Source organism: Planotetraspora kaengkrachanensis, from assembly GCF_016862895.1.
In the GTDB taxonomy this organism is placed as follows: domain Bacteria; phylum Actinomycetota; class Actinomycetes; order Streptosporangiales; family Streptosporangiaceae; genus Planotetraspora; species Planotetraspora kaengkrachanensis.
Genome location: NZ_BONV01000002.1, coordinates 54774 through 79878 on the forward strand (window position 1 = coordinate 54774; position 25105 = coordinate 79878).

20 protein-coding genes are annotated in these 25105 nt (G+C 70.2%); 12 read left to right on the forward strand and 8 right to left on the reverse strand.

What is annotated here, in order from left to right; translation table 11 throughout:
- Nucleotides 1–274 precede the first annotated feature (274 nt).
- The 5 genes from Pka01_RS03050 to Pka01_RS03070 all read left to right on the forward strand — a co-directional run bounded on the left by Pka01_RS03050 (nucleotide 275) and on the right by Pka01_RS03070 (nucleotide 5182).
- A complete protein-coding gene (locus Pka01_RS03050; RefSeq protein ID WP_203881009.1) occupies nucleotides 275–2761 on the forward strand; it encodes an MFS transporter in 2487 nt (828 codons plus the stop codon).
- Nucleotides 2740–3651: a YceI family protein gene (locus tag Pka01_RS03055; protein WP_239114692.1), complete on the forward strand. Its 912-nt coding sequence runs from the start codon at nucleotides 2740–2742 to the stop codon at nucleotides 3649–3651. The genes Pka01_RS03050 and Pka01_RS03055 overlap by 22 nt, the downstream gene beginning before the upstream one ends.
- A gap of 58 nt (nucleotides 3652–3709) precedes the next feature.
- The gene (locus Pka01_RS03060; RefSeq protein WP_203881010.1) at nucleotides 3710–4177 is read left to right on the forward strand and encodes a MarR family winged helix-turn-helix transcriptional regulator; all 468 of its coding nucleotides are present in this window, start codon (nucleotides 3710–3712) and stop codon (nucleotides 4175–4177) included.
- Nucleotides 4178–4370: 193 nt separating this feature from the next.
- A complete protein-coding gene (locus Pka01_RS03065; RefSeq protein ID WP_203881011.1) occupies nucleotides 4371–4703 on the forward strand; it encodes a putative quinol monooxygenase in 333 nt (110 codons plus the stop codon).
- A gap of 152 nt (nucleotides 4704–4855) precedes the next feature.
- Nucleotides 4856–5182: a hypothetical protein gene (locus tag Pka01_RS03070; RefSeq protein WP_203881012.1), complete on the forward strand. Its 327-nt coding sequence runs from the start codon at nucleotides 4856–4858 to the stop codon at nucleotides 5180–5182.
- Nucleotides 5183–5209: 27 nt separating this feature from the next.
- Here Pka01_RS03070 and Pka01_RS03075 read toward each other — a convergent pair whose 3' ends face one another.
- The 3 genes from Pka01_RS03075 to Pka01_RS03085 all read right to left on the reverse strand — a co-directional run bounded on the left by Pka01_RS03075 (nucleotide 5210) and on the right by Pka01_RS03085 (nucleotide 12484).
- A complete protein-coding gene (locus Pka01_RS03075) occupies nucleotides 5210–5536 on the reverse strand; it encodes a DUF6221 family protein (protein WP_203881013.1) in 327 nt (108 codons plus the stop codon).
- Between the two features lie 192 nt (nucleotides 5537–5728).
- Nucleotides 5729–11332: a GH92 family glycosyl hydrolase gene (locus Pka01_RS03080; RefSeq protein WP_203881014.1), complete on the reverse strand. Its 5604-nt coding sequence runs from the start codon at nucleotides 11330–11332 to the stop codon at nucleotides 5729–5731.
- A 195-nt stretch (nucleotides 11333–11527) separates the two neighbouring features.
- Nucleotides 11528–12484, reverse strand: coding sequence for an ROK family protein (locus Pka01_RS03085; protein ID WP_203881015.1), 957 nt, complete (start codon nucleotides 12482–12484; stop codon nucleotides 11528–11530).
- 64 nt (nucleotides 12485–12548) lie between these two features.
- Between Pka01_RS03085 and Pka01_RS03090 the strand changes: the two genes are divergently transcribed.
- From Pka01_RS03090 to Pka01_RS03120, 7 genes are all read left to right on the forward strand, one after another.
- Nucleotides 12549–13580 (forward strand): LacI family DNA-binding transcriptional regulator, encoded by a 1032-nt coding sequence (locus Pka01_RS03090; RefSeq protein WP_239114693.1) that lies wholly within the window; start codon nucleotides 12549–12551, stop codon nucleotides 13578–13580.
- Between the two features lie 698 nt (nucleotides 13581–14278).
- Entirely contained in the window at nucleotides 14279–15826 is a 1548-nt protein-coding gene (gene mmsA / locus Pka01_RS03095; protein WP_203881016.1) for a multiple monosaccharide ABC transporter ATP-binding protein, read from the forward strand.
- Nucleotides 15823–17121: a multiple monosaccharide ABC transporter permease gene (gene mmsB / locus Pka01_RS03100; protein ID WP_203881017.1), complete on the forward strand. Its 1299-nt coding sequence runs from the start codon at nucleotides 15823–15825 to the stop codon at nucleotides 17119–17121. Before mmsA ends, mmsB begins: the two co-directional genes overlap by 4 nt.
- Before the next feature lie 94 nt (nucleotides 17122–17215).
- A complete protein-coding gene (locus tag Pka01_RS03105; RefSeq protein ID WP_239114694.1) occupies nucleotides 17216–18307 on the forward strand; it encodes a substrate-binding domain-containing protein in 1092 nt (363 codons plus the stop codon).
- Nucleotides 18308–18464: 157 nt separating this feature from the next.
- Entirely contained in the window at nucleotides 18465–19652 is a 1188-nt protein-coding gene (locus Pka01_RS03110) for an ROK family transcriptional regulator (protein WP_203881019.1), read from the forward strand.
- A 106-nt stretch (nucleotides 19653–19758) separates the two neighbouring features.
- Nucleotides 19759–20094, forward strand: a complete 336-nt coding sequence (locus tag Pka01_RS03115; protein ID WP_203881020.1) for a hypothetical protein — start codon at nucleotides 19759–19761, stop codon at nucleotides 20092–20094.
- A gap of 121 nt (nucleotides 20095–20215) precedes the next feature.
- Nucleotides 20216–20725: a GNAT family N-acetyltransferase gene (locus Pka01_RS03120; protein ID WP_239114695.1), complete on the forward strand. Its 510-nt coding sequence runs from the start codon at nucleotides 20216–20218 to the stop codon at nucleotides 20723–20725.
- A 37-nt stretch (nucleotides 20726–20762) separates the two neighbouring features.
- On the opposite strand, the gene Pka01_RS03125 is transcribed toward Pka01_RS03120, so the two are convergent.
- The 5 genes from Pka01_RS03125 to Pka01_RS03145 all read right to left on the reverse strand — a co-directional run bounded on the left by Pka01_RS03125 (nucleotide 20763) and on the right by Pka01_RS03145 (nucleotide 25011).
- A complete protein-coding gene (locus Pka01_RS03125) occupies nucleotides 20763–21983 on the reverse strand; it encodes an ABC transporter permease (protein ID WP_239114696.1) in 1221 nt (406 codons plus the stop codon).
- Nucleotides 21980–22672 carry an ABC transporter ATP-binding protein gene (locus Pka01_RS03130; RefSeq protein WP_203881021.1) on the reverse strand — a complete coding sequence of 231 codons (693 nt, stop codon included), beginning with the start codon at nucleotides 22670–22672 and terminating at the stop codon, nucleotides 21980–21982. The genes Pka01_RS03125 and Pka01_RS03130 overlap by 4 nt, the downstream gene beginning before the upstream one ends.
- On the reverse strand, nucleotides 22669–23748 hold the full coding sequence (locus Pka01_RS03135; RefSeq protein ID WP_203881022.1) for a peptidoglycan-binding protein: 1080 nt from the start codon (nucleotides 23746–23748) through the stop codon (nucleotides 22669–22671). The genes Pka01_RS03130 and Pka01_RS03135 overlap by 4 nt, the downstream gene beginning before the upstream one ends.
- Nucleotides 23745–24275, reverse strand: a complete 531-nt coding sequence (locus Pka01_RS03140) for a hypothetical protein (RefSeq protein WP_203881023.1) — start codon at nucleotides 24273–24275, stop codon at nucleotides 23745–23747. The genes Pka01_RS03135 and Pka01_RS03140 overlap by 4 nt, the downstream gene beginning before the upstream one ends.
- Nucleotides 24276–24477: 202 nt before the next feature.
- Nucleotides 24478–25011 (reverse strand): hypothetical protein, encoded by a 534-nt coding sequence (locus Pka01_RS03145; RefSeq protein ID WP_203881024.1) that lies wholly within the window; start codon nucleotides 25009–25011, stop codon nucleotides 24478–24480.
- Nucleotides 25012–25105 lie beyond the last annotated feature (94 nt).

Sequence of the window (25105 nt, forward strand, 5' to 3'; positions counted from 1 at the left end):
CGCGGCGGCACGCCAGCCAAGATCGGACATAAGCGCCATACCCGTTGAAAGATGCACTAAGGGCATCACATATAGTTGCCCTCGGCAACCAGATAGGGCGGTCAGGACATCGAGGATGCGTCGCACGCATCCGCGTCCTCGTACCGCCGTCGCGAGACCCTCGGCAACGCCGGCGAGGTGATCGCCGAACTTCCCCGCACAGCCAGGCCCCCATACTCCCGCCGCGCACGCCTCCCGCACCCCCGCCACGCACGGCTCCCCTGAAAGGACCCAGATGACAACCGCAGTACCGGCCGAGGCGCGGGGCGTTTCCCGTGATCTCGCCGGCCCGATGTCGCACCGGCAGATCCTGGAGGCGCTGTCGGGACTGCTGATCGGCCTGTTCGTGGCGATCCTGGCGGCGACCGTCGTGTCGAACGCACTGCCCACGATCATCGCCGACCTGCACGCGAGCGAGACCACCTACACCTGGGTGATCACCACCGACCTGCTCGCGACCACGATCTCCACTCCCCTGTGGGGCAAGCTCGCCGACCTGGTGAGCAAGAAGGTGCTCGTCCAGCTGAGTCTGATCATCTTCGTGGCCGGCTCGGCCGTCGCCGGGCTCGCGCAGAACCCCGGGATGTTGCTGGGCGCCCGGGTCGTCCAGGGCATCGGCGCCGGCGGCCTCACCGCCCTCACCCAGGTGATCATGGCGGTGATGATCGCGCCGCGCGAGCGCGGCCGCTACTCGGGCTATCTCGGCGCGGTCTTCGCCCTCGCCACCATCGGCGGCCCGCTCATCGGCGGTGTGATCGTGGACACCTCCTGGCTGGGCTGGCGGTGGTGCTTCTACGTGGGCGTGCCGTTCGCCGTGCTCGCGCTGATCGTTCTGCAGAGGACGCTCCGTCTTCCCGTGCTCAAGCGCGAGGTGAAGATCGACTGGACCGGCGCGGTGCTGATCGTGACCTCGGTCTCGCTGCTTCTCATCTGGGTCTCGTTCGCCGGCAACAAGTACGACTGGCTGTCCTGGCAGACCTATGCGATGGTCGGCGGCGCGCTGGTGCTGGCCCTGCTCTTCCTCCTCGTGGAGATGAAGGCCCGCGAGCCGGTCGTGCCGCTGCGTCTGTTCCGCAACCGCACGGTCAGCCTGGCCGTGGTGTCCAGCCTGCTCGTCGGTGTCGCCATGTTCGGCGCGACCACCTTCCTGTCCCAGTACTTCCAGCTCGCGCGTGGTGAGTCGCCCACCAAGGCGGGGATCATGACGCTGCCGCTGATCCTCGGCCTGGCCGTGTCGTCGACCGCGGCCGGGCAGATCATCACCCGCACCGGCCGCTGGAAGATCTTCCTGGTCTCCGGCGGCCTGTTCCTGACCGCCGGGTTCGGGTTCATGGGAACGCTGCGGTTCGACACCAACTACTGGCTGCTGGCCGTCTACATGGTCGCCATCGGCATGGGCGTCGGCCTGACCATGCAGAACCTCGTCCTGGCCGTACAGAACCAGGTGCGGCAGCAGGACCTGGGCGCGGCCAGTTCCGTCGTCGCGTTCTTCCGTACGCTCGGCGGCGCGATCGGCGTCTCGGCTCTCGGCGCCGTGCTGGGTCACCGGATCACCGACTACCTGAACGAAGGCCTGTCCAGGCTGGGCGTGCAGAGCGGGCTGAGCGACGGTTCGGTTCCCCGGCTGTCCGAGCTGCCCGCGCCCATCCGCGCGGTGGTGCAGAGCGCGTACGGCCACGGCGTGGGCGACGTGTTCCTCTACGCGGCCCCGAGCGCGCTGCTTGCACTGGTGGCCATCGTCTTCATCAAGGAGATCCCGCTGCGAAGCTCCGGTTCCGAGCAGCCCGCGGACGTGGAGGCGCCGCCGGCGGAGGTCCCGGCGCCCGGCCGTCACGCGCACCGCGACACGCGGGAGCCGGTGCCGGTGGGCGCCGACGCCCACGGCGGGCGCGACGGTCTGGCCAGGACGGCGGTGGCGGCACAACACGTGGTGTCCGCCTCGGCCGACACCGTCGAGACCAGGGTCGGCAGCGGGATCCGCGGCTTCGTCCGTGGCGCTGACGGCACACCGGTGGCCGACGCCACCCTCACCCTGATCGACGTACGGGGACACCAGCTCGGTCGCGCGGTCACGACGGCCGACGGCGGGTACGGCCTGTGGGCCCCCGGGGGCGGCACGTACGTGCTGATCGCCTCCGCCGGAGAGCACGACCCCCAGGTCGCGACGCTCGTGGTGGGCGACCGTCCACTGGACTTCGACCTGGTGCTCGCGGGCTCGGGCAAGCTGTCCGGCACCGTGCGCGACGCGAACGGCACACCGGTGGCTGAGGCGATGGTCATCCTGACGGACGTCCGCGGCGAGGTGGTCACCACGGCGACGACGGACGCCGACGGCGCGTTCGGCTTCACGGGGGTCGTCGCCGGCGCGTACACCCTCGCGGTCAGCGCCGCCGGGCTCCGTCCGGCCGCGGTGCCGGTCGAGGTCGGTACCGGCATGACCCGGCAGGACGTCGACCTGCTGCCCGGCGCCCACGTGCGCGGCACGGTCCGGGTCAAGGGCGCGGGCGGTCCGCTCGCCGACGCCCGGGTCACGCTGCTCGACGCCACCGGAGACGTCGTCGGCACGGCGACGACCGGTGAGGACGGGCAGTACGCGTTCGCCGACCTCGCGGACGGCCGGTACACCCTGATCGCCACCGGGTACCCGCCCGTTGCGAGCCCTCTCGACCTGTCCGGCCAGGGCGACGACGAGTACGACCTGTGGCTCGGGCACGCGGAATGACGCCGGACTCCCCCGCCGGCAGGGACGGGACGCACCCCGGCCCTCCGGCCTCCGCGTCCGTGCCCGGGGAGCGACGCGGCCTTCGCGCGCGGGTGCGGACGAAGGACGGCTGGCCGATACAGCACGCGGTCGTCACCGTGACCGACCCGTCCGGCCGCCAGGTCGTACGGGCCGGGGCGGACGACGACGGGGCGGTGCTGACCGGCCCGCTCGCACCCGGCGTCTACACCGTCGTCGTCACCGCGGTCGGGTACGCCCCGGCCGCGTCGACGGCGATCGCGACCGCGTCCGGCTCCGCCGAGATGGGCACGCTCGTGCTCACGCGGCTGGGCGGCGCGGGGCTCCCGCCGCCCGGCGTGTGGACCATCGATCCGGCTCACTCCATCGTCGCCGCGACGGCGCAGCACCTCGGCCTGTCCAGCGTGCAGGGACGGTTCGGCCGGTTCTCCGGCCGGATCGACATCGGCGCGACCCCCGAGACGTCCGGCGTGACGGCCGAGATCGACGCCTCGTCGATGGACACGGGCAACGGCACGCGGGACGACCACCTGCGCTCGGCCGACTTCCTCGACGTCGAACGGCACCCGACGATCACCTACTCGAGCACCGGGCTGTCCGCCACGGGTCAGAATCGGTGGACGCTGCACGGTGTGCTGAGGATGAGCGGCGTCGCCCGGCCGGTCGACCTCGATCTGACCTACCTCGGCACCGGCCCCGACCCGTGGGGCGGCCTGCGGGTCGCGTTCCGCGCCTCCACCGAGTTGCGCCGCGAGGACTTCGCGATGAACTACAACCAGGTGGTGCAGGCGGGCATCTCACTGATCGGGGCCACGGTGAAGGTGGAGCTGGACATACAGGCGGTTCAAGGTGAATCGCCCCCTCCGGCATGATCGTCATGCTCGGCCCGGAATCCACACCGGGGGTTCGGACGCAGGAGGTGACGGCACGATGACCGGGACGCACGCGGCGGCCACCGTCGAGGCGCGTGAGGCGTACTGCGAGCTCGAGCACCAGCTCGGCGTCCTGTTCCGCCGATCTCGCGCGCTGTCGGCCGAGATGAGGCGGGACGTCCATCCCGAGCTGGACCCCGGCGCGTACGGGTTGCTGGTCCGCATCGACGAGGCCGCTCCGGCGCGTCCGAGCGACCTGGCCGCCTACTACGGCATCGGCAAGGCCACCATCAGCCGCCAGTTGAAGGCGCTCGAGACTCTCGGGCTGATCGGGCGCACCCCCGACCCGGTCGACGGCCGCGCCCACCTCCTCGAGCTGACCGGCGAGGGCCGGCAGAGGCTCGACCGGGCGCGGAGGGCGCGCCAGGAGCGGTTCCGTGCGTTGCTCGACACCTGGCCGGAGGACGAGGTCCGGCTGCTGGGGGCGATGTTGTCCCGTTTCAACACCCTCACAGAGACCTTCTGAGGCGGCGCGCCCAGGAGCGCGGCACGTCACCTCCCGGGCAGGCCGGCCGTACGCCCCGGGGGGCCGCCGTCCGGGCTCGGCGCGGAGGGCCGGCCCACCGCGCCTTTACCGGATCATGCTCACACTGGTGTCATAGGATCATCACCGGTCGCGCCGGGGCGGTACCCGGTCCATCACCACCTGAGAGATTCAAATGATCTTCATTACAGCGAAGTTCCGCGTGCTGCCCGAGTATGCCGACCAGTGGATCGAGATCACGCGCGACTTCACTCAGGCCACCCGCGACGAGCCGGGTTGCATGTGGTTCGACTGGTCGCGGAGCGTCGAGGACCCCGCTGAGTACGTCCTCGTCGAGGCGTTCCGGGACGGCGACGCCGGGGCCGCGCACGTCCAGTCCGAACACTTCAGGCAGGCGCAGCGCACGCTGCCCGGGCACCTCGCGGAGACTCCCCGGATCGTCAACATGACGGTCCCGCAGGACGACTGGTCCCTTCTGGGCGAGATGGCCGTCCCCGACCGGAGCTGACCTCAGCCGACTCGGGACCTGACGACCCCGGGACCTGACAAGCCTGGGGTCTGACAAGCCTGGGGTCTGACAACCCGGGGTGCGCCGCCCGTCGGCCGCGAGCGCGGACGTAACGTGGAAAGTGGTCCATCCAGCAGGGGCTGGAGGCGGCGATGCGACGGTCGAGCAAGGTGTTCTTCGTGGTGCTCATCGGCTTCGCCGTCATCCTCGTGGCGACCTTCGTCCGCGATGTGTTCGCCTGGGAGAGCTGCGGGGATGACGTCGGGCCGGCGGTGGCCGACACCGAGATGTACGGAGCCCCCTCCGCCGCCGAGTGCTCCATCGTCAGGAATCAGCCCACCGGGTTGACGCCCTTGCCCTGGCTGGGGGCGATGTCAGCGCGGACCGCCGGTTCCGGCCTGCTCGTCGATCACCCCGTCATCTGTGCCGCATGGGCCCTGAAAAGCCTGGAGAGCGTGAAGAGCAGGCCCATGCCGTAGCCGCGGGGCCGGGTCAGGCGGGGCCCGTCACTCCGGAGACCACTCGTCGTCGTAGCCTTCGCGGTGCCGGTAACCCCTGGCGAGCAGGCGGAGAGTGCGGCACGGCACCCCGTGCTTGGTGCCGCAGGTCTTGCATGCCGGGATCTGCATGACCCGCGTGTCCTTCCCGATCCCGGTCACCTGGACGATGCCGTGCTCGTCGAGGACGGCCAGTGCCGCGTCGCAGCGGGCGATCGTGTCGCGAGGGTCCTGCTCCGTGGCCAGCGCGACGGCCTTGTCGGCCTCGATGGTGGCGCGGAGCCACGAACCCAGAACGCTCATCCTGCTCGCCTCCTCCTGTCCGACGACGTGCACGATCGGTCAGGGGCCTCCATCCCTCACGCTAGTCCGGCCGGCCGGAGTACGGCAGGGCGGCCTCGGCAGCTGACATGAGAAAGCCTGGCCATCTTGTGGATGACCAGGCTTTCGGCCCGCCCGACAGGGGAGGGACGCCGCCGGTGAGCGGGGCCGTGATCACGCGCCCCGCTCACCGGCGGCTTCGGTTGATCAGTTCGAGCCGGTGACCGTGAAGGGCAACTCCACCCGGGCCGCCGAACCGGAGCCGGCCAGCGTGATGCCGGTCGAACCCGGCTTGGCCGTACCCGGAACGCTGACGGTCTGTCCGGTGACGATGCCGTCCCCGTTCGCGTGGACGGTGGTGGCGGACAGGCCGTCACCGAAGGTGATCGTGATCGCCTCACCCGGGGCGAACCCGTTGGCGTCGATCACGATCGCCGTACCGCGAGGCCCGGAGGTCGCGGAGGCGAGCGCCTCCGGCCGGTACACCGGTGCCACGGGCTCCTCGGTCACCTGCACGGTCGCCGTCGCCGGCGTCTGCGAGGACGCCCCGGCGGCGGTGACGGCGTACAGGCCGGGCTCGGCGTCACCGGACGCCTCGACCGACGCGTGCACCGCTCCCGTGGCGGAGGCCGCGACCGTCAGGCTCCGCACCGGGCTGGTGCCGAGCTTCACGGTCACCTGCTCGCCGGCGGCGAACCCGCTGCCGTCGACGGTGATCGGGTCACCGGCGAGGGCCGAGGGCGTCACCGCGATCGACGGCTGACGTCCGGACCGCGCCACGGTCACGGTGAACGACTCGGTCCTGCTGGACCGCGTGTCCCACGTGGTGACGTGCACCGTGTAGGTGCCCTCCTGCGCGTAGGTGTGCCGTGCGCCGATCTTGCCGGACGCGTCCACTGCCGCGTCGTCGGGAACCGTGCCGTCGCCCCACTGGACGCGTGCGTGGTAGCCCTCCGAGCCGGTGACGCCGCCGGCGACCGTACCGAGATCCGCGGTGAAGACCTGCCCCGCGGTGGCCTTCTGGGCCTGGGGCGCGGTGGTCTCCAGCACGGGAGCCGGCGTGCCGTCGTCGGCGACGGCGAACACGTGGATCCTGCCCGCCGACCCCGGGTCGCCGGTCTGCGCCGGCAGGGTCACGGAGACCAGCTTCTTGCCCGCCGGGACCTGGTACGGCGCGGTGGCGAACAGGAACGGCTGCGCGCTGTCCCTGCTCGTGCCGTACAGCCGGTACGCCGCCTTGGCGACGACGATGTTGCCGTACGACGGGGTGCCGTTCGCGTTGCCGCCCAGCGTCCAGTCGCTCATCTGGATCGGGAGGGAGGCGGTGCTGCCGTCGCTGAACGTCGCGATGGCGGTGGTGCTCTGGTTGCCCTGAGTGCCCGCGCCGATGAACGAGATGCTCTTCGCGTCGTCCGGCAGGTCCAGCACGATCGTCTTGCCGTTGCCGGTCGCGTCGTCCGCCTGACCCGCCGGGATCTCCGGCAGCGTGAAGTGCAGCGCCGTGCCGGGCACGTCGTGCCGCTCGCCCTGGGTCACGCCCGCCTCCGCGAGAGCGGCACGGGAGTACGCCCACGACTTGGCGTCGCAGTTGGCCGCGACGACACCCTGGTCGCCGATGCACACGGTGTCGAAGGCCGCGGTCAGGCCGGAGGCCGGCGCGTAGGCCACCTCGACCCCTGCCGTGTCCGAGCCCTGCCCGTCGCCGTCGGTCACCGTGACGCCGGCCTGGTAGTAACCCGGCGTGGCGTAGGTGTGCGAGCCGCCGACGCTGTAGACGCCCCGCGAGCTCAGGGTCACGGTGCCCGGGGTGGCCGGCGTGCCGTCGCCCCAGTCGATCGTGGCCTGGTAGCCGCTCGCGTCGCCACCGGTGACGGTGGCCAGCGGCGCCGACACCGCGGCGCCGGACCGCGCCTGGACGCCGCTCACGCCGGTCACCACGATGTCGTCGCCGGTGAGTTGGACGTCGCCGCCGGAGAGCAACTCGATCTCGGACAGGTTCGTCTGCGCGGCGCCGACGGACTTGGTCACGACCAGGCGGAACTGGGTGAACCGCCCCGGGTGGTCGATCTTGAAGGACCGGGTCTGGTTCCGCCACGGGAAGACCTCTCCCTTACGGGAGTCGACGGTGGTCCAGGTGATCCCGTTCTTGGAACCCTGCAGACGCCAGTCGGCCGGGTCGCCCGCGTTCGCCCCCGAGGTGAGGGTGTAGTACGTCGGCTTCTGCCTGCCTCCGCGGTAGGTCCAGTTCACCTGCGGCGTGCCGGAGGTGAAGGTCATCTGCGTGGTCGACGTGTCGTCGAACAGCTTCGACGCGTCCTGCCCGCCGGTCGCGGTCGCGGTGCCGAGACCCGGGCCGGTGGTGTCCTGGAACGGCTTGGGCGCCTCGTCGCCCTTGGTCAGCGACGGCGGGGCGTCGTGCTTGCCGGTGCCCCAGGACGACGGCTTGGAGCCCATCTGGAAGTCGATCCTGCCGCCGTGGGCGAGCTCGGACGAGTCGATGGACACCGAGTGCTGCGTCCTGCCGTTGACCTTCACGCCCTGCACGTAGACGTTCTTCGTGCTGTTGTCCGGCGCGTTGACCACGATGTCGCCGGTCTTGCGGTGAACGGTCATCTGGGTGAACTGCGGCGAGCCGATGGCCCAGTTGGACGAGCCGGCCTGCAGCGGGTAGATGCCGAGCGAGCTGAGGACGTACCACGACGACATCTCGCCGTTGTCCTCGTCGCCCAGGTAGCCCTGGCCGATCTCGCCGCCGACGTAGAGGCGCTGGAGGATCTCCCGCACGATGGCCTGCGTCTTCGACGGAGCCCCGGCGTAGTCGTACATGTACGGGATGTGGTGCGAGGGCTGGTTGCTCATGCCGAGCTGGCCCAGACGCACCGCACGCGCTTCGAGCATCTCGTGGATGAGGGTGCCGTACCCGCCGAAACGGTCGGCGTTCTCCGGGGTGGCGAAGAACTGGTCGAGCTTGTCCCGCAGGGCCTTCTGCCCGCCGAACAGGTTGGCCAGGCCCTGGCCGTCCTGCTGCGCGGTGAACGCGAAGTTCCAGCCGTTGGTCTCGGTGTAGACGCCGCCCCAGTCGAGCGGGTCGCCGGTCAGGAAGTTGCCGGCGGCGTCACGGCCGCGGAAGAACTTCGTCTTGGTGTCGAAGAGGTTGACGTAGTTGCGAGCCCGCTCGAGGAAGTACTCCGACTCCTCCTTGAGCCTGGCGCGCTCCGACTTCGGCGTCGCCGGGTCCTTGGCCAGGGCCGCGCCCATGTTGCCGATGCCGTAGTCGTTGATGAAGCCTTCGAGCGCCCACGACACCGACTCGCCGGTGGAGGTCGGCGTGTAGCCCAGGAACAGCGACGTCTCGATGCCCTTGCGGCCGACCTCGCTGCGCCCGGAGGCCACGGTCGCGTCCTTGACCGCGGAGTCGTACGCGGCGAGGGGGTCGGGCAGCTTGACGCCGTTGAGGTAGGCCTCGGCCAGTGCGACGTTCGCGCTGGTGCCTGTCATCAGGTCGGCGTAGCCGGGGGACGACCAGCGGGCGACCCAGCCGCCGTCACGGTACTGCTGGACGAACCCGTCGGCGATCTTGGCCGCGACGTCCGGGTACAGCAGCGAGTACGCGGGCCACACCGTGCGGTAGGTGTCCCAGAACCCGTTGTTGACGTAGATCTGCCCGTCGACGATCTTCGCGCCGGTCTGCGTCGCGGTCGACGTGCCGGTCGGCGCCGAGACCGGGCTGGCGTACTGCCAGTGCGGCTTGGCGGCGGTGCCGGTGTTCTCCGACTGCGAGTTCGGATAGAGGTTCAGCCGGTACAGGTTCGAGTACAGCGTCACCTGCTGCGTCTCGTTCGCGCCCCGGACCTCGATCCGGCCGAGGCGGTCCTGCCAGGCGGCGGTGGCGGCGGCGTGGATCTGGTCGAAGCTCTTGCCGGTGACCTCGAAGTCGAGGTTCCTGTGCGCCTGGTCGACCGAGATGAACGACGTCGCGATGCGCAGCGTCACCCCCCGCGTCGCGGAGAGGTCGAAGGTCGCGGACGTGGCGGAGGTCGCCGTCGGCGCCCGGTCGAAGGTGCCCGACACGAACATCCGGCTGCGCCCGGCAGACAGGCCGCTTCCGTTGTCGACCCAGCCGGTGAACGTGCCGTCCGAGCCGATGGTGAACGTGCCGTTGTAGAAGACGAGGCTTCCGGTGGCCTGCCCGGACGGGAAGGTGAACTGCATGATGCCACCGTGGTCGGTGGGCGACATCTGCGCGTTCAGGCCGTTCTGCAGCGTGACCGAGTAGAAGTCCGGCCGTGCGATCTCGTCGTTGTGGCTGAAGGCGACCGCGCGACCGGCGGGCTGGCCGGTGAGCGGACCGCCCGCGAGCACGGGCATGACCGACATCTGGTTGCGGTCACCCATCCACGGGCTGGGCTCGTGCGAGATCTCCAGTCCCTGCAGCATGGGCAGGTTGGCCGCGTTGTTGGCCCGCTGGTAGTCGTACTCCCAGTTGTTGGACGCGGCGTTGGTGACCGGCGTGAAGAAGTTGAAGCCGTTGGGCACCGCCGCGAGCGGCAGGTTGTTGCCGCGGGAGAACCCGCCCGTCGCGTTGGTGCCGCGCCGGGTGTCGACGTAGTTGGTCAGGCGGGAGCCGTCGATCGGCGCGGGAACGCCGGTCACGGCGATGTCGTCGAGCCAGCCCTGGAAGCGGGTCGAGTCCGTCGCCTGGGGGTCGTCGTAGGCGAGCAGGATGCGGTCGATCGTCTTGCCGTTCGCGACGGCACCGATCTCGGACTGCACCGCGTTCCACTCGTCGGTCAACAGCACCTTCGCCGCGCCCTGCCCAGAGGCCGTGAGCGGGTAGCCGTGCTGGTCGAGGGGGGAACGGCCGCTCAGGTAGCTGCCGTCGGTGAAGTGCAGGTCGACGGCCACGTAGGTGGACGGGTAACGCGGGTCGTCGGCGGTGAACTCGGGGAAGACCTTGTAGGACAGCCGGGTCTTCGGTCCGACCGGGATGTTGACGTCGTACAGCTTGTTGGTCGCGTACGCGCGACCGCCGGCCTGGGCGTAGCCCGCGTACCGCACGGCGGTCACTCCGGTGAATCCGGCACCGGGCTTCATGTTGGCGCCGTCGACGGGACCGGGACCGGCGACGCTGACCATCGGGGTGGCCGGCCGCACGACGTCGGAGCCGTCGCTGATGTTCCAGTCGGCGAGCTGGATGATCGAGTCACCGGAGTTCGCGGTGACGTTCAGCCGGTAGTAGGTGTAGGCGGTCGTGTTGGTGAAGCTGTAGGTGTTGGTGGCGAACCGCCCGCTGAAGCTCACCCCCGTCCGGCTGTCCAGGTCGGTCCACTCGCTGCCGTCGTTCGACCCCTGGACGGCGAAGTCCCTGGGGTCGCGGCCCGGCGCGTCGTTCGCGGAGGTCAGCGCGTACTTCTTCACCACGACGGGCTGGTTCATCCGGTAGGTGACCCAGCCGGTACGGCTGAACGCCAGCCACTTGGTCGACGAGTCGTCGTCCTTGAGGTTCGCGGCGACCTCGCCGGGCGGGTTCTCCGCGCTCGCGGTCACCGCGCCGACCTGGGCGAGCACGCTTCCCGGCAGTCCGGGGTTGGAGCCGCTCAGGTTCACCTGGACGGGCTTGCCGTTCGCGGTCTCGACGGTGCTCGCCGCGGGTTGCGGGTCGGCCGCCTCGAACGAGGAGCTGAAGTCGCCGGGAGTCGCCGCGGCGCTCGCGGCGGGCCCGCCGACGAGCATCCACACCGGCAGCGACAGCGCGGTGGCCGCCGCTATCCGCCGGAGGGACAGCAGGCGGGCGATGGGGGAATGGGGCATGTACGGGGGCCTTTCGACTCGATGGGGGTCGAGAGCGTCGAATGTCGGGGATGAAGACCCTGGTCGCCGTGGTCAGCGCTCGCCAAGCGCACCCGGCTGGAGATCGCGGCTAGCCTGATCCCTCTTAGACAACGTTGTCAAGAGCGATCCCTTAACCTCGCGGAAACAGCCCGTTCGGTTCCCGGGCTCGGCGGGTCAGGTGAGCGAGGCGACGCCGCGACCGGCGTACGCCTCCGGGGCCAGCACCAACGCGGCGGCGCCGACCAGGCCGGCGGCGTTGCCGAGGCTCGCCGTCGCCACCGTCAGCTGCCGCAGGAAGGCCAGGCGGCCGTGTTCGGCGATGGCCGCACGCAGGGGCGGGAAGAGCAGGTCGTGGGCGGCCGCGACACCACCGCCGATCACCACCCGGGACAGGTCGCAGATGGCGGCGGTGGAGACGATGCCCGCCGCGAGGGAACGGCCGGAGCGCTGGAACGCCTCGTTGGCGTGCGGGTCTCCGGCTCGGGCCGCGTCCGCGAGGTCCACCCCGGTCGGCGCGGGCACGGGTGCCTGCCACCCGGACTTCAGCGCCCACGTGACCATGCTCGGGCCGCTGCTCATCGCCTCGACGCAGCCGCGACCTCCGCACGGGCAGGGGACGCCGTCGTGGTCGACGACCATGTGGCCGATGTGCCCGGCGTTGCCGGTCGGGCCCGCCACCAGACGGCCGGCCTGGATCAGGCCGCCGCCGACGCCGGTGGACACGACGATGGCCAGCAGGTCGTCCACGCCCTGTCCGGCGCCGCGCCAGTGCTCCCCCACCGCGGCGCAACTGCCGTCACCGGCCAGGCGGACCGGCACCCCGGGAACCAGTTCGGCGAGACGCTCCAGGAGCGGGAAACGGCGCCAGGCCGGGATGTTGACCGGGCTGATCGAGCCCTCAGGCAGGTGGATCGGGCCGGCCGAGCCCACACCGACTCCGGCCACCCGCCCCGCGCCGGCCGCGGCCCGCAGGTCGGCGACGAGTCCGGCCACCGGCCGCCAGACCTCCTCGGGGTCCGGAGAACCGGCGGTCGGCACCACCCGGCGTTCGGCGACGGTCCCATCGGCGGCGACCAGGGCGGCCGCGACCTTGGTTCCGCCGATGTCGACGGCGAGGGCGAAGTCGGACATGCTACTCCTATTGCTCGGACAACGTTGTCACAATAGCGGTCGGTCTGCCGGTATGGTTCGTCGCATGGCTAGCGACGTCGGACGTACGAAGCGGCCCACGATGGTGGATGTGGCGACCCGGGCCGGTGTCAGCCTGAAGACCGTTTCGCGGGTCGTGAACAACGTGCCGCACGTCCAGCCCGAACTGGTCGAACGGGTTCTCGCCGCCGTGGCCGAGCTCGGCTTCCGCCGCAACCCCTCCGCCAGCTCGCTGCGCTCCGGGCAGGCGACCGCCACGATCGGGCTGCTGATCGAGGAGATAGCCAACCCCTTCTACGCCATGATCGCGGGAGCGGCGGCCGAGGTCGCCCGGCAGCACGACACGATGCTCATCATCGCCAGCTCCGAGGAGGATCCGGCGCGCGAGCGGCAGCTGCTGCGGGACATGTGCGCCCGCCGCGTCGACGGGCTGCTCGTGGTGCCCGCCGGCGACGATCACTCGTTTCTGCGCGCCGAGGTGGAGCTCGGCACCCCCATGGTCTTCCTCGACCGGCCGGCCGGCGGACTGCTCGCCGACACGGTGCTGCTCGACAACCGCGGGGGCGCGCGGGCCGGGGTGCGCAGGCTGGTCGAGGCGGGCCATCGCAGGATCGGCGTCCTGCTCGACTCGCTCAGCGTCTACACGATGCGCGAACGGCTCGACGGCGCACAGGACGCGCTGGCCCCGGCGGGCGTGCCGTACGACACCCGGCTGGTCCGCGACGGCGTCCGCGATCCGGCGGAGGCCGCCCGGGTCGTGTCGGAGATGCTCGACCGGCCCGATCCCCCGACCGCGTTCTTCAGCCTGAACAACCGGATCACCCTCGGGGTGATCGAGGAGTTGCACCGGCGCGGCAGCGACGCCGCGGTGCTCGGGTTCGACGACTTCGACGTGGCCCGGCTGGTGCCGCATCCGCTGACGGTCATCGCCTACGACGCCCGCGAGCTGGCCAGAACCGCAACCGAGTTGTTGTTCCGCCGCATCGGAGGGGACCGGTCCTGGCCGCGCACGGTGGTGCTCCCCACCGAACTGATCGCGCGGGGCGCCGCGCCGCGGCGGGCCGGCCACGCGCCCTGATCGTCTCCGCGACCCCGATCCGCCCGCCGTACGGCACGGGCCGCACCGGCCCATGCCGTGACCGGGCCGGCGGATCGCACGAGGTGAGAAGCCCAGAAAGACGGGGGCGCGTCACGAAATGGCCACATTGGAACGGGCCGAGTTGACACGCCCGTAACGCGGGTGGAGTCTCTACCCGCTGCCTGCCTGACAACGATGTCACGCCCGATAGGAGGGAACCAAGATCGATATGATTGCCGACCTCTCCTCCCCCGGCGACATGTCCCGTCAGGAACTCACCGCAAGCACGGATACGCCCACCGGTCGGCATCTGGGTGAAATCCCCCAGTACGATCGCTTTCGGCGGCCGTCGTCACCCCCCGCCCATGACGAGGCGGCCGTGCATCGCCGGCAGTCCGTCGCGGCCTGCGGCCGCATGCGACTGCGGGACCGACACAAGTCGATCATCCCCAGATCAGGCGAACTGTCCGAGAAATAAGCGAGTGGGGTTCCAGTGACCCCCTTCGTCTTCGAAATCGTTCAGGCAGCACAAGAAAGTCGCCTGAACAGACGACGACCCCGGAGGCAACAATGTCAGAGGAGACGTGGCGCGGCCCCCTGCAGCCGGACGCGCGCGGATCCCTCCGGCGGCCCAGGGACGGCGATCCCGCCGTCCCGCAGCCGTACGCGGCGCAGGCCCGGAACGGGGTGAGCCGGCCATGAGCGACGCACCCGTCCTGCTGGAGATGCGTTCGATCACCAAGGAGTTCCCCGGGGTCAAGGCCCTGTCCGACGTCAACCTGGTGGTGCGGTCCGGCGAGATCCACGCGATCGCCGGGGAGAACGGCGCCGGCAAGTCCACCCTGATGAAGGTGCTCAGCGGGGTCTACCCGTACGGCACCTACTCCGGCGAGATCCTCTACCGGGGCACGGAGAGCCGGTTCTCCGACATCCGGGCCAGCGAGCACGCGGGCATCGTGATCATCCACCAGGAACTCGCTCTGGTGCCCGGCATGTCCATCACCGAGAACATCTTCCTCGGCAACGAGCCGGGCCGCGGCGGCGTGATCGACTGGAAGATCGCCAACCGCCGTGCCATCGAGCTGATGGCCCAGGTCGGCCTGGAAGAGGACCCGGACACGCTGATCAAGGACATCGGCGTGGGCAAGCAGCAGCTCGTGGAGATCGCGAAGGCGTTCGCCAAGGACGTGAAGCTGCTCATCCTCGACGAGCCCACCGCCGCCCTGAACGAGGCCGACTCCCAGCACCTGCTCGAACTGCTGCGCGGCTTCAAGCGGCAGGGGATCACCTCGATCATCATCTCGCACAAGCTCAACGAGATCGCGCAGGTCGCCGACTCCATCACCATCCTCCGGGACGGACGGACGATCGAGACCCTCGACATCAAGGCGGACGGTGTCGACGAGGACCGCATCGTGCGGGGCATGGTCGGCCGGGAGCTGCACAGCCGGTTCCCCGACCACACGCCCAACATCGGCGAGGTCTTCTTCGAGGTGCGCGACTGGACGGTGCGGCACCCGATCTCGGCCGAGCGCCTGGTGGCCAAGCACTCCAGCTTCACCGTGCGCCGCGGCGAGATCGTCGGGTTCGCCGGCCTGATGGGCGCCGGGCGTACCGAGCTGGCGATGAGCCTGTTCGGCCGCTCGTACGGCACCTACGTCTCCGGGCAGATCTTCAAGGACGGCAAGGAGATCGTGTTGAAGTCCGTGTCGGACGCCATCGATCACGGCCTGGCGTACGTCAGCGAGGACCGCAAGGCGATCGGCCTGAACCTGCTCGACGACATCAAGACCTCCATGGTGTCGGCCAAGCTGTCCAAGATCTCCAACCACGGCGTGGTCGACCAGGTGCGGGAGTACCAGGCGGCCGAAAGCTACCGGAAGAGCCTGCGCGTCAAGGCCCCCACCGTCGACGAGGGGGTCACCAAGCTCTCGGGCGGCAACCAGCAGAAGGTCGTGCTGGCCAAGTGGATGTTCACCGACCCCGACCTGCTGATCCTCGACGAGCCGACCCGCGGCATCGACGTCGGCGCCAAGTACGAGATCTACGGCATCATCCAGCGGCTGGCCGACCAGGGGAAGGGCGTCATCGTCATCTCCTCGGAGCTGCCCGAGCTGATCGGCCTGTGTGACCGGATCTACACGGTGTTCGAGGGGACCATCACCGGCGACATCCTCAGGAAGGACGCCGACCCCGAACTCCTGATGAAGCAGATGACCTCAGTGAAGAAGGCACAACGATCATGAGCCGCGTGAAAGAACTCCAGAAGTCCCTGTTCGGAGGAACCACCTCCAACGCCCGGCAGTTCGGGATGATCTTCACGCTGGTCGCGATCGTCCTGCTGTTCGAGATCCTGACCGACGGCCTGACCCTGAGCCCCGGCAACCTCATCTCGCTGGTCAGCCAGTACTCCTACATCCTGATCCTGGCCATCGGCATGCTGATGGTCATCGTCGCCGGCCACATCGACCTGTCCGTCGGCTCGGTCGCCGCTTTCGTCGGCATCGTGGTCGCGAACATCATGCAGGACTACTCCATACCGTGGTTCCTGGCCATCATCATCGGCCTTGGAGTGGGCGCCCTCATCGGCGCCTGGCAGGGCTTCTGGGTGGCGTACGTCGGCGTGCCCGCGTTCATCGTCACCCTGGCCGGCATGATGCTGTTCCGCGGCGGCAACCAGTACATCGGCAACGCCGACACCATCCCCGTGCCCGAGGGGTTCAGGAACATCGGCGCAGGCTTCCTGCCTGAGGTCGGCCCGAACACCGGCTACAACAACCTCACCCTCCTGCTCGGCCTGGTGCTCTGCGTGGCCGTCGTGATCCGCGAGTGGCGGGGCCGCCGGACCCGGCAGGAGATGCAGGCCGACGTCGCCCCGATGTGGATCTCCGCGATCCGGGTCGTCATCCCGATCGTCGTGATCGTCTTCGCGACCCTGCAGTTCGCCGGCGGCCGGGTCGGGACCAGCTTCCCGATCTCCGGAATCATCCTCGGCGTCCTGGTCGTGATCTACGCGTTCGTCACCCGCAACACGGCGGGCGGCCGCCACATCTACGCGGTCGGCGGCAACGCCAGGGCCGCCGAGCTGTCCGGCGTCAAGCTCAAGCGGGTCAACTTCCTGGTGATGATGAACATGTCGGTCCTGGCGGCGCTGGCCGGCATGATCTTCGTCGCCCGTTCGGCCGCCTCCGGGCCGCAGGACGGCATCGGCTGGGAGCTGGACGCGATCGCCGCCGTCTTCGTCGGCGGCGCGGCCGTCTCCGGCGGCCTCGGCACGATCAGCGGGTCGATCGTCGGTGGTCTCGTCATGGCCGTGCTCAACAACGGCCTGCAGTTGATGGGCGTGGGCTCCGACCGCGTGCAGATCATCAAGGGTGTGGTCCTGCTGCTGGCCGTCGCGCTCGACGCCTACAACAAGAAGCAGGGACGCTTCTCCGTCATCGATTCACTGATGCGCCCGTTCCGAAGGGACGCGGCTCCCAGCCCCGCGTCCCCCGTGGAGGCGGGCCAGGAACACGGCAAGAGTCCGGTGGCCGGCTGACCCGGCCAACCGTTCAGCGGGCGGGCGGAAAGACTCCGTCTCGTCCTATTTCGAAGAAGGGCACCTCATAATGCGCAATATCCTCGTCCGGGGTGTGGCGGCCGGCGCAATCGCGCTGCTGTCGCTTGCCGCTTGCTCGTCCGAGCGTGAGGGCGGCGACGCCACCGCCACCTCCGGCTCGACCGAGGCCGCCAAGGGCTTCCCCGCCAACTCTCTGATCGGTGTCGCCCTCCCGGCGAAGACCTCGGAGAACTGGGTCCTGGCCGGTGACCTGTTCACCAACGGCCTGAAGGAGGCCGGCTTCCAGGCGGACGTCCAGTACGCGGGCTCCTCCACCACCGTCGCCGACCAGCAGGCGCAGATCTCGGCCATGGTCACCAAGGGCGCCAAGGTGATCGTCATCGGTGCGACCGACGCCGCTCAGCTGAGCACCCAGGTCGAGGCCGCCAAGCAGGCCGGCGCGACGGTCATCGCCTACGACCGGCTCATCAAGAACACCCAGGGTGTCGACTACTACGTCGCGTACGACAACTTCAAGGTCGGCGAGCTCCAGGGCCAGGCCCTGCTCGACGGCATGGCGAAGAAGAAGCCGACCGGCCCGTACACCGTCGAGCTGTTCTCCGGCTCGCAGGACGACAACAACTCGGCGGTCTTCTTCGACGGCGCGATGAGCGTTCTGAAGCCGAAGATCGACTCGGGTGACGTCGTGGTCGGCTCCGGCCAGACCGACATCAAGCAGACGGCCACCGACGGCTGGAAGGCCGAGAACGCCCAGCGTCGGATGGACTCGCTGCTGACCTCCACCTACAACGGTGACAAGACCCTGGACGGCGTGCTCTCCCCGAACGACACGCTGGCCCGCGCCATCATCACCTCGGTCAAGGGCGCCGGCAAGCCGCTGCCCATCGTGACCGGCCAGGACTCCGAGGTCGAGTCGGTCAAGTCGATCGTCGCCGGCGAGCAGTACTCGACGATCAACAAGGACACCCGCAACCTGGTCGCGCAGACCATCCAGATGGTCAAGGACCTGCAGGCCGGCAAGACCCCCGAGGTCAACGACACCAAGTCGTACAACAACGGCGTGAAGGTCGTCCCGTCCTTCCTGCTGCCCCCGATGATCGTGACCAAGGACAACGTCGTCGAGGCGTACGCCAACGACCCCAACCTGGCCCCGCTCACCAAGTAGTGGCAACCGCAGTCAGGTAGGAACCGTGGGTCCCCGGAAACGGGGACCCACGTTCGTTTGTCAGGCGAGTTGCCGCCCGATCGGAACAGGGGACCTTCCCGTGGCCGCGATTTCATCAAGGGCGCCTCAGGCACGGCGAGAGCTCGGTGCGTCCACGATGCCGACGATCGCCGCCCCGAGCCAGGAGGAGGTCCGCCGCCGGAACCTGGGCGCGCTGCTCAGGTACGTGCACATCCACGGCGCCACCTCCCGGGCCGAGCTGACCGACCGGCTCGGGCTCAACCGCAGCACCATCGGCGCCCTCACCGCCGACCTGGCCGCCGCCGGGCTCATCAGTGAGGAGACCCCCCGTAAGACCGGCCGGGCCGGCCGGCCGTCCCTGGTCGTGCGGCCCCGGACGTCCCGGGTCTACGCGTACGCGCTGAGCATCGAGGTCGACCGCCTGCGGGCCGCGCGGGTGGGCCTCGGCGGGAAGGTCCTGGACAGCCGTGCCGCGGACCGCCCGCGTGGGATGCAGATCCTCGACACCATCGGCCCGCTGACCGATCTCGTGCGCGACATGCGGCGGGCCGTACCCGCCGGCTCCTCCTGCGTCGGCGGCGGAGTCTCCGTCACCGGCACCGTGCGCGGCGCGGACGGCACGGTGCGGATCGGCTCGCCCGTCGGCCGGGTGGCCGACCCGGTCGGCGAGGCCCTCGGTACCGAGCTCGGCCACGACCACGCCATCGCCATCGCGAACGCGGCCGACGTCGGCGCCCTCGGCGAGCACGCCCGCGGCTCGGCGGCGCCCTTCGACGACGTCATCTACCTCCACGGCGACGTGGGCATCGGCAGCGGCATCATCGCCGGAGGCCGTCCGGTGACCGGGCACGGCGGCCACGGCGGAGAGGCCGGCCACATGGTCGTCAACCCGCACGGCCGCGCCTGCGGCTGCGGTTCCCGGGGCTGCTGGGAGACGGAGATCGGGGAGCAGGCGCTGCTCCAGCGAGCCGGGCAGGCCGACGCCACCGGGCGCGACGCCGTCATCGCCGTCATCGATGCGGCGGGACGCGGCGACCAGGAGGCCGGCGCCGCCATCCGGCACGTCGCGGACTGGCTCGGGTTCGGCGTGGTCAACCTGGTGAACATCTTCAATCCGAACGTCGTGGTGTTCGGCGGCACGCTCCGCGAGCTGTACCTCGCGGGCTCCGCCCAGGTGCACAGCCGGCTGAGCAGCATGGCGCTGCCCGGCAGGGAACACGTCCGGCTGCGCACCCCGCTGCTCGGCGACGACGCTCCCCTGATGGGCGCCGCCGAGCTCGCCTTCGAGCGGCTGCTGGAAGACCCCCTCGTCGCCGCCGGCTGAGGTGCGACGGCGCGCTTCCTTTCGTCCCCCGCCGCAGACCGCAGGTCAGAGCGTTTGCTGTCTCGCGGGATCTGCCACACTCGACCGGTACCGGTACATTTCGGGCATGGAGATTCCCGATCTTGCCGATCTGATCTGGCTCTTCGAAGACGAGCCGACTCAGTATGAGGATCTCGATTGGCCCGTCGGTCTGCATTCCTTCCGCCTCAGGCGTGGGGCGACAGAGGTCCTCTTCTCGATCGACCCCTTTGCGGGCGAGGCATTCGTCAGCCTGTTCGTCGACGGCGAGGAGGTCGCGATGCTGGGGAATCTGCGGAGGCTGGGGCGGTTGTCGATCGACCGCGGAGCGGACGCGGAAGGGCTCGTCCTGTGGTTCGCGGACGAGAGCCAGGAGCCGATCCGGATCCGGACGAAGCCCTCCATTCACGTGACGTGGTGCTGAAGGCGCCCGGTGTGTGGTGACCGAGAGGCCGTTGAGTGGAAACCGGACGGCGAACTTATCGCGATTTAGATGCAAGTACGAATTATTGGCAGAAAGGTCCGTCGCCCGTTAGTGTGATCTCGTGACCGCAGACTTCACCGTGTTCCCTGCTCAGCCTGGCGACGGAGATGTGGTGGGCGAGATCCACGCGGAGTCGTGGAAGGCCGCCTACGCGGGCTTCTTCTCCCCCGAGTTCTTCGCGGAGGCGGTGAGACAGCGCCGCGGCAAGTGGCACGACGTACTCGCCCGGGGCGAGGCGACCGCCGTACTGGCCGCGCGGGGCGACCGGCCGCTGGCCTTCTCCTACTTCGGCTCCTCGCCGGCCCGGCCGGGGTCCGCGGAGATCTTCGGCTTCTACGGGCACCCGGACGGCTGGGGCAGCGGGATCGCAGGCGTCCTGATGGCCGCGTCGCTGGACATGATGCGCGCGAGCGGCGTCAGGCGGGTCCATCTGTGGACGCTGCGTGACACGCCTCAGTCGCGCCGCTTCTACGCCAAGAGCGGCTTCACGGAGTCAGGCGCGGTCCGCGGCCACGACTTCGGTGACGGCAACCCGATCGACCAGGTGGAGTACGCGCTGGTCCTCGGCTGACGGCGCCCGTTCCGCGTCGGACGGCGCCGAGGCCTTGTCACGGCGTCGCCAGTGCTTCGGTCGGGGACAGCCGGGCTGCGCGGATCGCCGGGTAGAGCCCGGCGACGCCGCCGATGAACACGGTGGCACCGAGGGCACCTGCCGTCGCCCACACCGGCACGACTGACGGCCAGCTCTGGTGGGCGGCGTATCCGGTGGTGACGGCGATGCCCAGCAGTACCCCGCCCACCCCACCGAGCATCGACAGCAGCAGAGACTCCGCGAGGAACTGCACCCGAATCTGCCCTCGGGTGGCGCCGAGCGAACGGCGTAGCCCGATCTCGGCCCGGCGCTCCAAGACCGAGATCACCATCGTGTTGGCCACTCCGATGCCGCCCACCAGCAGCGCTACCGCGCCCAGTCCGAGCAGCAAGCCGTTCAGGGTGGCATCGGCGGCTCGGCGCGCGGCCAGGACGTCCGAGGGACGGGACACCTGGACATCGCCAGGTGACTCCGGGTTGGCGGTGGCGGCCGAGACTGCGCGTACGGCCTCGACCTGACTGTCCTGCGACCGGGTGTAGACGGTCGTCGCCCGCCCGTCGAAGCGGAACGCATCGGCGGCGATCTTCCAGCCGATCAGGACGGCCGAGTCCAACTCGGGCGCGAGTGCGGCCTCGTCGAGCACGCCGATCACGGTGAACCGTTCGCCGCCGACCAGGATCTCCGCTTGCAGGCTGGGCCGGCCGATGCCGAGCCTCTTCGCCGCCGACGCGCCTAGCACCGCAACCGGGTACCGGCCGGTGACACCGTTCAACCAGGCGCCGCTGCGCAGGGTCGCGCCGACGGTCTGCGGCAGGCTCACCCGGGCCGCCAGCACGGACAGCCCGTTGGTCTCCACCTTGGGGATCCTGTCCGAGCGATACACCTTGGCGTTGTGGATCGCCCCGATCGCCGAGACGGCGGTGACCGGGCCGATCCGCGCGATCATCGCCTCGGCCTCGGCGGGCAACTGCGCGTCCTGGCCCCCGATGGTCTGTCCGGGGGAGACGGTGAGCAGGTTCGTGCCGAACGCGGCGAGCTGACGGTCCAGCTCCGCGCGAGAGGAGGACGAGATGCCCACGACCGCGACCATCGCGGCGATGCCGATCGCGATGCCAAGCGCGGAGAGCAGCGCCCGGGTCGGCCGGGTGCGCAGGCCCGCCGCGCCGACCCGGACCACGTCACGCGGGGCCATGCGGGCGGGCGAGAGCCGGGGCGGGCCCTGGTGCGCGGTCATCATTGGGTCACCCCGGCCACCTGCGGCGTGATCACGCTGTCGCCGACCACCCGGCCGTCACGCATGAGCACCTGCCGGTCGAGCTCCACTGCGACCTCCCGGTCATGGGTGATGACTACCACCGTGGTACCGGCGGCGTTGAGCTCCCGCAGCACGGAGATGACGCCCTCGCCCGAGGTGGAGTCGAGGTTGCCGGTCGGCTCGTCGGCGAGCAGCAGCGCGGGACCGCCGATCACCGCCCGGGCGATCGCGACCCGCTGCTTCTCGCCGCCGGACAGCTCGTGCGGCTCGTGGTCGAGCCGGTGCCCGAGTCCGACCCGCTCCAGTGTCGCCTCGGCCCGCCGCCGCCGCTCGCTCAGTCCGACCCCGGCGTAGAGCAGGCCGTCGGCCACGTTGTCCAGCGCCGGTAGGCCGGTGGCCAGGTGGAACTGCTGGAACACGAAGCCGATCCGGCTCGCGCGCAGTGCCGACAGCTGCCGGTCGGACAACCGCGACACGTCGTGGCCGTCGACTGTCACCCGGCCGGAGGTGGGCCGGTCGAGCGTCCCCAGCATGTGCAGCATGGTGGATTTGCCCGACCCGGACGGGCCGACCACCGCGACCAGTTCGCCGGCGCCGATGGTCAGGGTGACGCCGGCGAGCGCGCGCACGTCACCGGGGTACACCTTCGTCACGTCGGTCAGTTCGATCATTGCGGCGTCCCCACGGTCATGCCCTCGTTCAGCCCGTCGCCGGTGATCTCGACCCGGCCGTTCGCGAACAGGCCGGTCTCCACCTTGATGTAGCGCGTGGTGGATCCCTCGACGACCTCGACGCCGTAGCCGCCCTCGGCCAGCGCCACCAGCGCCGCGACGGGCACGGTGAGCACGTCCTTGCGCTCGGCCGCGGTGAAGACCACGTTGACCACGGCCGCCTCGATCCCCGTGGCCGCGGCGGGGTCGTCCAGGGAGACGATGGCCTCGATTCTGGTCTCGGCCTGGCTGCCCGGGTCGGTCGGCTGCTCGACCACCGTGTAGACCCGTTTCACCCGGCCGGCCACCTTCTTACCGTCGGGCATCTGGACCTGCACCTTCACGCCTTTGCGGGCCAGCCGTTGCTTGCCCACCTCCAGTTGGACTGTGATCTGGCGGCCGGTCCCGGTGTACCGCAACACCTCCTGCCCGCCTCCGGTGGACTGGTTCACCCCGGCCGTGACACTGTCGACCCGGATCGCGCCCGGCGCGAACAGCACGCGCCCCTGCTCGACCTGACCGGTCCGCGGCAGGCCCCGATCCTTCTGCCAGCGCCTCACCGCGGCCGCGGTGAGCGCCGTGTACGTCCGGTCCACCGTGAACCCGCCGTAGCCGAGGGCCTTCAGGTTCTCTTCAAGCTGCCGTACGTCCGCGCCGGTGACCCCCGGGGCGAGCGTCCGGTACGCGGCCACGGCGCCGTACATCAGCACCACCGGTCGGTTGTCCACCCGGTAGATCGGCCGGCCCCGGGGGACGACGTCACCCGCCAGCGGCACCTTGGTGACGACACCCGCGATCCGACCGGCCAGCGTGGTCTCGGCGCTGTAGCCGAGATCCCCTGGCACCTCATCGGTGTCCGACATCGTCTGCCGAGTGACCTGAGCGGTGCCCGGCGGCAGGTCCGCCGCGGTCGGCGTGTCCGTGCCATCGCCGCCGAACCCGACCGCGGCCACGGTCGCCGCCCCCGCAGCGAGCACGACCGTACCCACCACCGCGCCGGCGCGGCCACGCCGGCGCGCTCCAGATCGGCTGGTCATCTCGGCGTCGCTTCCGCGCTCGGGCGGTACGACCGGATGTACTCCCTGCAGAAGGCCTTCGCCTGGTCGTACTGCGGATCCTTGCGGACCTGCTCGGAGACGTCGACATGGGCTTCGGCGTCAGGGTCGGGGAAGTCCTCCACCCCGTGCTCCCGCATGCACCGCGACTCCTCGCGGGCCAACTCCGCCTTCACCGCGGCCAGGCCGGCGGACACGACCGGCTCGTACTGCTTGCACGCCTCCTGCGCCCTGGCCCCCACGTCCGGGTCCAGCGAGTCCTTGTTGAACCCGCCCCCCATCCGGACGTCGCCGTTGACGACCTGCGGGTCGGACATCGGTACGCCGTGCTCCCGCATGCACCGCGCGTACCTGATTCCTTGCTCCAGCTCGCTGAGGCTCGGCGTCGCGCTCGGTGCGGCGGAGCCGTCCACCGAGGCCACGCCCCTGCCATCGTCCGATTTCGAGCAGGCGGCCGCCATGACCAGCAAAAGTGGTAACAGGCAGCCGGCCAGGAATCTCTTTCTCATCACCGATCTCCTCCGGTCCGATGGGTCCAGTGGAGCAGCGGGCCAGCAACGGCACCGTCACAGCGCCTGTAACGCCGGTGTAATGCCCCATTGCCGACGACGTGGTCGTGCTCGACCGAGATCTGCCGCTCTTCCACTGCGACCATGTGTGCACCGCGTTGGCCTCGGGCGTCGGTGTCCGGCATCGTCTGCCGGGTCGTCGTCACCGTGTGGCTCCAGGGCTCGGCGCGCGCGACGCGAACTCCGCAACCGTCTGCGCGCGGCACGTCTCCCTCGCGTCCATGAAGTCCGGGTCGGCCCCGACCTCCGAGGGGACCCGGGTGCCGTCGGGCCCCGGGTCGGGGAAGTTCTCCACCCCGTGCTCCCGCATGCACCGCGACTCCTTGAGCGCCAGCTCTTTCTTCAGATCCATCACGGGGCCGACCTCCTGGGGAGGGCGGTACTGCTTGCACGCGTCCTCCGCCGGGAACAGTTTGTCTCCGGCGGCCCCCTTGTCGGCGTGCCCTTGTCTGACGGTGTCGCCGTCGACCTCCGGGTCCGTCATCGGCACGCCGTGCTCCCGCATGCAGTGCGTGTACCTGATCAATTGATCCAGTCGGCTGACACTCTGCGTCACGCTGGGGGTGGCGGTGCCGTCCACCGAGGCCACGCCCTTGCCGTCGTCCGATTTCGAGCAGGCGGCCGCCATGACCAGCAAAAGTGGGAGCAGGCAGCCGGCCAGGAGTCTCTTTCTCATCAGCGGTCTCCTCCGGTCCGGTGGGTCCAGTGGAGCAGCGGGCCCGCAACGGCTCCGTCACAGCGCTTGTAACGCCGGTGTAATGCCCGGCCGC